This window comes from Pseudothermotoga sp. (assembly GCF_031962025.1).
In the GTDB taxonomy this organism is placed as follows: Bacteria; Thermotogota; Thermotogae; order Thermotogales; family DSM-5069; genus Pseudothermotoga_B.
Genome location: NZ_JAVRKW010000009.1, coordinates 59,597 through 66,079 on the forward strand (window position 1 = coordinate 59,597; position 6,483 = coordinate 66,079).

The following is a 6,483-nucleotide window of genomic DNA, read 5'->3' on the forward strand; positions in this document are numbered from 1 at the left end:
GAACCATCTCCACCAAATGTCCTTTTACATTTCAGCGATTGAACCACTGGTTGTTTTTATTGAAAATATCGATTATGTTCTGACAAATATCATGATAAAATAGATTCGTGAAAGAATGAACTAAGGGGGTTTTTATGTGAACAGGGTACCAAAACCCACTGTCAGAAGATTGGCAATCTATTACAGGTGCCTTGAGAGATTAGAAAATCGGGGTGAAAACTACATTTCATCCAAAGCGCTTGCTCAGCTGGTACATGTTAAGGACTCTCAAGTGAGAAAGGATCTTTCCTATTTTGGAAGTTTTGGACGGCGCGGCATTGGGTATGACATTTCAAAATTGCTGAAAGAAATCCAGAAGATATTGGGAATCAACAAAGAATGGAAGGTCATCATAATCGGTGCGGGGAACATAGGTAAAGCCATAGCAAGGTTCAAGCAAATAGAAAAACACAACTTCAAGATCATAGGGGTTTTTGACTCAGACAAAAGAAAGATTGGAAAACAGATAAGTCAGGAACTGGTGGTATTTGATGTGAATTCACTGGAGCAGTTCGTATCTCAAAATCAAGCGGAGATTGCGGTTATAGCCACTCCGGCTGACGCTGCTCAATCTGTCGCAGAAAAGTTGGAAAAAACCGGGATCAAGGGTATAATATGTTTTGCGCCCGTGACTTTGAACTGTAACATACCCGTGGAGTATGTGGACATAACCGTTTTCTTCAAAACGCTTGCCCATTCTATTGTTTCACAGGGATACAATATATAGTGCTATCTTGAATTAAAATACAATCTATAGTATAATTACCCCCGAAAGGGGGTTTTAGTTTTATGTATTCAGATCTTATTGAAAAGTACAGAAAAGTTGCTCCATCAGAAAACGCGATGAAGATACTCAAAGAAAGGTACTTCATCAAGACACCCGAAGGACAGTTTTTGGAAAACTCGTGGGACGATGTTGCGCGCCGTGTCTCAAGAGTAGTGGCAGCAGCGGAATTGATCAACAATCCAAAGCTGGGAAACAACAAACTCGAATTTGTGAAAGAACTGGAAGAGAAATTCTTCGATCTACTATCAAGCAGGATCTTCATCCCAAATAGCCCTACACTTTTCAATGCCGGGATGGGAGTGGATTACAATCTTTTGTACAAACCCATCGAACAGATGACCCTTGAAGATTATGAAAAAATATTGAACTCGAGAAACCACCTGCACATGCTTTCTGCATGTTTTGTCGTACCAGTTGAAGACAGCATCGAAGGCATCTTCACGGCTGTGAAAGAATACGCACTGATAACCAAAGCCGGTGGGGGAATAGGCAGTAATTTCAGCGCTCTCAGACCAAACGGAAGCTTTGTCGCAGGCACACACGGCAAAGCATCTGGACCTATAAGTTTCATGCACGTCTTTAACTCGGCGGTATCTGTAGTAGAGCAGGGTTACAGAAGGCGTGGAGCCTTGATGGGAATACTGAACATCGACCATCCTGACATAATGGATTTTATCCATGCCAAAAAAGGAAACGATGGTGAAAAAGTTTTGAGGTTCTTTAACATATCCGTTGGAATACCCATGAGGCGAGAGGAGTTGTTGAGAGCTTACGAAAACGATTCAACCATAAAACTGAGCCATCCAAAATGGCACACTCAAAAAGAAGTAAAGGTAAGAGAGATCCTGCAAAAAATGGCACAAAATGCATGGGAAACAGGCGATCCGGGTATGGTCTTTCTTGGAGAAATGAACAGATACTATGCACTGTATCCTGAAAGAGAGATCATCTCTACCAATCCATGCGGTGAAATAGGACTTGGTGCGTACGAAGCCTGCAACCTTGGTTCAATAGATCTGGCAAAATTCTGTGATGATTCTGGAAAATTCGATTGGGATGCGCTGAGCGAAGTTGTGAGAATTTCTGTTAGATTCTTGGACAACGTAATAGATGTCAACGTATTCCCCATAGACAAAATCACCAAAGCCGTTAAAGATTCAAGAAGACTCGGTCTTGGAATCATGGGTTTTGCAGATCTTCTTTACAAAATGGAGATACCGTACGATTCAGAGCAGGCAAGAAAACTGGCGAAGAATATAATGGCTTTTATGTCAATAAATGCGCACGAAGAATCTTCAAAACTGGGTGAACAGAAAGGTAATTTCCCGCTATTTGAAAAAAGCAGGTACAAAGACGGCTTTATTCCATTCTCTATGGATGAAAGCGACTATGATGAGCTGATTAACGAGCATTTCAATACACAGGCAAAAAAGTACAAAAGAAATGTGGCTGTACTTGCCATCGCACCAACCGGTTCTATCTCAAACATCGCCGATACCTCATCTGGACTTGAGCCGAACTTTCTGCTGGCTTATGTGCGATATGTTAACAAACAGAACAGCAATGAAAGAGAACCGCTGTTTTACATCAACGAGATTCTCAAAAAGAAGATCCCAGCCGAGTTACTTGAAAAAATAAAAGATAAACTGATCGAAGACGGCACGATGAAACACCTGGAAGTAGATGAAAAACTCAAAAGAGTTTTCGTCGTATCACACGACATAAAACCAATAGATCATCTTTTGATGCAGGAAGCATTCCAGTGCTATGTCGATAACAACATTTCAAAAACCATAAATATGCCCAACAGCGCGACGGTAGATGACGTGCTGGAAATTTATGTGCAGGCTCTGAAACACAAAATCAGAGGTCTCACAATCTACCGTGACGGCTCACTGCAAACACAGGTATTGACCTCGACAAAATCTGCAAAGACAAAAGATGCACCGAAGATCAAATTTTTCATCCTCGACGAGAAGCACAGGCTCAGAGCAAAGCCAAGAAAAGAAACCCTTCGCAGTGTGACAAGAAAATACAAAACATCTTCAGGTACGACCTACATCACAGTTTCTTTTGACGACACAGGAGAAGCAATAGAGATATTCCTTTCCAACGGTACCGAGACGGCTGAAGCAATAGGCAGACTCTCTTCGACAGCCCTGCGAGCCGGTGTGTCAGTCGACGAGATAATAGAACAACTCATAAAAGTCAAGGGTGATTATGTGAAAAACGTGGGATATGAGATCAAAAAAGCTATAGAAGATTTCTACGAATTATGGAATCAAAAGGAAGTTTTACAGGATGAACTGCTCAGAATAGATGGAACTGCAAAAACTCCAGAAGAAGTTGAGAAATTCGTCATAGCTAACGGTCTTGAATGGAAACAGGGCTATTACGTCGACATCGACGGAAACACATACTGCCCATCCTGTCTATCAAAAAACTCTCTGATAATGCAAGAAGGGTGTACAAGTTGCAAAGTGTGCGGCTGGTCAAGATGTAGCTAAAAATGATGATGAGCACAAAACTTGACAACAAGCACTGTTAGTGGTAAACTGATTCTTGGTCGCCGGGGTGGCGGAATAGGCAGACGCTGCGGACTTAAAATCCGCTGGAGGGAGCCTCCGTGTCGGTTCGAGTCCGATCCCCGGCACCAGGTGAGCAAAAAAATGATCTTTTGAAGATATATGCGTTGCGGGGTGGAGCAGTCTGGCAGCTCGTTGGGCTCATAACCCAAAGGTCGCAGGTTCAAATCCTGCCCCCGCTACCAGTTATGTCATTAGTTTTTAGGTTATTCATGAAAACCTGAGCGCTACCGTAAATAAAGCCCGCTGACAAGAGCGGGCTTTATTGTTTGAATCCAGTTTCCGGTAATCCATAATTTTCTTCCTCCTTTTTGTTTCACTCATCTTTTTGTGTGATATTCTTTATAAAAAGCAAAAGATGTGCATGATTCTTTTGTATTTGAAGTTTAGTTAGGTGTCGTGTTTAGTTTAGTTGTAAGTTTAGTAAATTATAAATTGAGTTGCTGTCAAGAAATAGTTCTATTAAAAATCTAATATTTTTCTTGTGGAGGGGTGGTGTAAGATGTTAATTGTGAACGGGGAGTTTGGGAAGAAGTTAAGAAAACTCAGGCTCAAAGCCAAAATTACTCAAAAACAATTGGCAGAAATGCTGGGGGTTGAACTCGCAACAATATCAGCGTATGAAACAGGCAAAATCATGCCTTCAATACCCAAAATAAAGAAAATATGTGAGATCTTCAACGTCAATCCCGATACAATCCTTGGATCTCAATCCGTTGATTTTATTCCGCTTGTCAATCACATTCCTGTTTATGATGGTGCTCACGTGGGCAATGTTCCTAACTTTCCAAAAGACGCCGTGGTATTAGAGTGGTTGGATGTGCCGATGAATCTTGGGGGGAAAGCTGCGATTATTGTGCATGGTGATTCAACGTCGCCAGAAATAAACGATGGTGATATTGTAATCATCAACCCAGACTTGGAAATCAAATCAGGCGATAGGGTTGTTGTTATATTTGAAGATGGCAACGGAAGCGACGGAGCTGTGGTAAAAATATTCAAACAGCAGAATGATATTGTAATTTTGTCGAGTTTAAACCCAAAATATTCTCCTTTCGCAATAACTCCAGAAGTAGAGATAAAGTATTGTGCAAAAGTTGTTGGTGTTATAAAAAGATACCCGTTGAAATAGAACAAAAGGGAGGTTGGAATTTTCTCTCAAGGACCATGGATAATCTCATTGGTGATAAAATGAATTTATTTGCTCACAGATTGAAAGAGCTTCGAGAGCAAAAAGGATTAAAACAAAAGGAATTGGCAAAATTGATTAATGTCTCTCAAAAGACAATTTCCGCATATGAGACAGGCAGGGCACAACCGCCCATGCAAACTCTCCAGGAATTGGCAAAGATTTTTGATGTTACAGTTGATTTTCTTCTTGGTATTACCGATTCGCCAACTAAATCAGTAAGCAATAAAATATCCGAGGTTCTTTATATTCCTTTATACAATAGTATTTGTGCTGGAAATATAGGAAACTACCCAGACAACAATGAGATAATTGATTTCATTCCTATTCCAAAACATTTGAATGGAAAATTTGGAATTCGCGTACATAGTGACTCAATGGAGCCCGAAATACATGATGAAGATTTCGTAATTGTAGATCCAGATATTCAGATAAATAATGGAGACAAGGTAGTTGTTATTCTCGAAGAACCTCATTCACCTACTCCATGTGCTTTTGTTAAGATCTTCAGAAAATATAATGATGTTGTGGTACTGCAAAGTATTAACTCAAGTTATGCCCCTATAGTTTTGCAAAAACCAATTCATGTAAGAATAGTTGGAAAAGTTGTTGGCTTGCATAGAAAATATTAAGGGGGTATTGATATGCAAAATAGTAAAATGAGGAAAGTGCTGTTGTTTTTTATACCAGTATCTTTGCTAGTTCTTGCAGGTTGTGTCGATATGACTGTTGAATGGCAAATAGATGACAATGGAGACTTATCCTCAACACTTTATGTGACACCAGATTCAATGTATGAAGAAGAAGCATCACTGATTTTGAATTTAGGTTCCCTTGGTCTCGTGCCCTTTTGGCCGAGCATTGATACTGATTTCCAAGATAGCACATACACCATTACACCAATTACCAAAATTTCAATTGAAGAGCTCAGACAAAAAACAAAGCTTAATGTTTACTTTGACAACAATATGTTTAAACTAACTATTCCGCAGTTATACTATGATGTTTATGACAAAGACACTGTAGTCTTAACTTTGAAGGTAACATTCCCGAGACCGGTTAAAATTGCCAATTCGGTTGATATTGAAGCTAATACCGTCACGTGGAGAATAACAAAAGGTATGCTTACAAAAGATGTTGTTCTGCAAGCTATTTTGCAATAGTTGAGGTTTTACTATGAAACGTGCTGCGGCGTATGCACGATTTTCAACAGACAAGCAACTTGATACATCTATTGAAAAAACAGCTTGATGACATCAGAGAATATTGCCAGAAAAAGAATAGGTTGATAAAGCCGAATCTGCCGCAAAAGAAGATCGACCCGCTTTTCAGCAGATGCTCTTTGATGCACGCAAGGGACTCTTTGATGTTGTTGTCGTACACAAGATCAATCGTCTTGCACGAGACAGGTGCCTTTCTACTATTACCGCGTTGGTGAGAAAGCTTCAGCCGCTTGGTTAAATCAGTTTCGTATTTGGTCTTGAGTTTTATGATACAATGTAGCACAACAGGACCTCAAACCTTAAAACAGGGGGGGAGTGCTGTGAAAAAATCCTGGGTGATGTTCGTCCTAAGTTTTCTACTTGTAATTTTCATTTCAAACTACTGTGAGGCATCAGAAGGACCCAAAATCATCTGGCAAAAGGCACTTGGTGGATCTAATGATGATTTAGCATATTCAATTCAACAGACAACTGATGGATACATAGTTGCTGGATACACCAGATCAAACGATGGTGATGTGAGAGAAAATCACGGTCAGTCTGATTTTTGGATAGTAAAACTTGGATTATAAACAAAGGTGAGCCACAATGGCTCACCTTATTTATTGATCTTTTCACTTTTGCCGTTGATTAAATCAGCTTAATTGTAAACCCTACCAG

General features: G+C 40.1%; 7 protein-coding genes and 2 tRNA genes. All 9 read left to right on the forward strand.

Features of this window, described 5'->3' with window-relative positions:
• The first annotated feature begins 136 nt into the window (after positions 1-136).
• The 9 genes from AC4E92_RS07730 (at position 137) to AC4E92_RS07770 (ending at position 6,395) form a co-directional block, all read left to right on the forward strand.
• On the forward strand, positions 137-766 hold the full coding sequence (locus AC4E92_RS07730; protein ID WP_490240020.1) for a redox-sensing transcriptional repressor Rex: 630 nt from the start codon (positions 137-139) through the stop codon (positions 764-766).
• A 62-nt stretch (positions 767-828) separates the two neighbouring features.
• Positions 829-3,333 (forward strand): adenosylcobalamin-dependent ribonucleoside-diphosphate reductase, encoded by a 2,505-nt coding sequence (locus AC4E92_RS07735; RefSeq protein ID WP_490240021.1) that lies wholly within the window; start codon positions 829-831, stop codon positions 3,331-3,333.
• Positions 3,334-3,394: 61 nt separating this feature from the next.
• A tRNA-Leu gene (locus tag AC4E92_RS07740) sits at positions 3,395-3,482 on the forward strand.
• 37 nt (positions 3,483-3,519) lie between these two features.
• A tRNA-Met gene (locus AC4E92_RS07745) sits at positions 3,520-3,596 on the forward strand.
• A 317-nt stretch (positions 3,597-3,913) separates the two neighbouring features.
• Entirely contained in the window at positions 3,914-4,543 is a 630-nt protein-coding gene (locus AC4E92_RS07750; RefSeq protein ID WP_490240022.1) for a LexA family protein, read from the forward strand.
• A 35-nt stretch (positions 4,544-4,578) separates the two neighbouring features.
• Positions 4,579-5,232 (forward strand): LexA family protein, encoded by a 654-nt coding sequence (locus AC4E92_RS07755; RefSeq protein WP_490240023.1) that lies wholly within the window; start codon positions 4,579-4,581, stop codon positions 5,230-5,232.
• 12 nt (positions 5,233-5,244) lie between these two features.
• Positions 5,245-5,763, forward strand: a complete 519-nt coding sequence (locus AC4E92_RS07760) for a hypothetical protein (protein WP_490240024.1) — start codon at positions 5,245-5,247, stop codon at positions 5,761-5,763.
• A gap of 172 nt (positions 5,764-5,935) precedes the next feature.
• Positions 5,936-6,061 (forward strand): hypothetical protein, encoded by a 126-nt coding sequence (locus tag AC4E92_RS07765; protein WP_490240025.1) that lies wholly within the window; start codon positions 5,936-5,938, stop codon positions 6,059-6,061.
• An 82-nt stretch (positions 6,062-6,143) separates the two neighbouring features.
• Positions 6,144-6,395 (forward strand): hypothetical protein, encoded by a 252-nt coding sequence (locus AC4E92_RS07770; RefSeq protein WP_490240026.1) that lies wholly within the window; start codon positions 6,144-6,146, stop codon positions 6,393-6,395.
• Positions 6,396-6,483 lie beyond the last annotated feature (88 nt).

Coding starts and splice junctions, on each gene's coding strand:
- AC4E92_RS07735 (WP_490240021.1), top strand. CDS start 829: ATGTATTCAGATCTTATTGAAAAGTACAGAAAAGTTGCTCCATCAGAA.
- AC4E92_RS07750 (WP_490240022.1), top strand. CDS start 3,914: ATGTTAATTGTGAACGGGGAGTTTGGGAAGAAGTTAAGAAAACTCAGG.
- AC4E92_RS07755 (WP_490240023.1), top strand. CDS start 4,579: ATGGATAATCTCATTGGTGATAAAATGAATTTATTTGCTCACAGATTG.
- AC4E92_RS07760 (WP_490240024.1), top strand. CDS start 5,245: ATGCAAAATAGTAAAATGAGGAAAGTGCTGTTGTTTTTTATACCAGTA.
- AC4E92_RS07765 (WP_490240025.1), top strand. CDS start 5,936: ATGCTCTTTGATGCACGCAAGGGACTCTTTGATGTTGTTGTCGTACAC.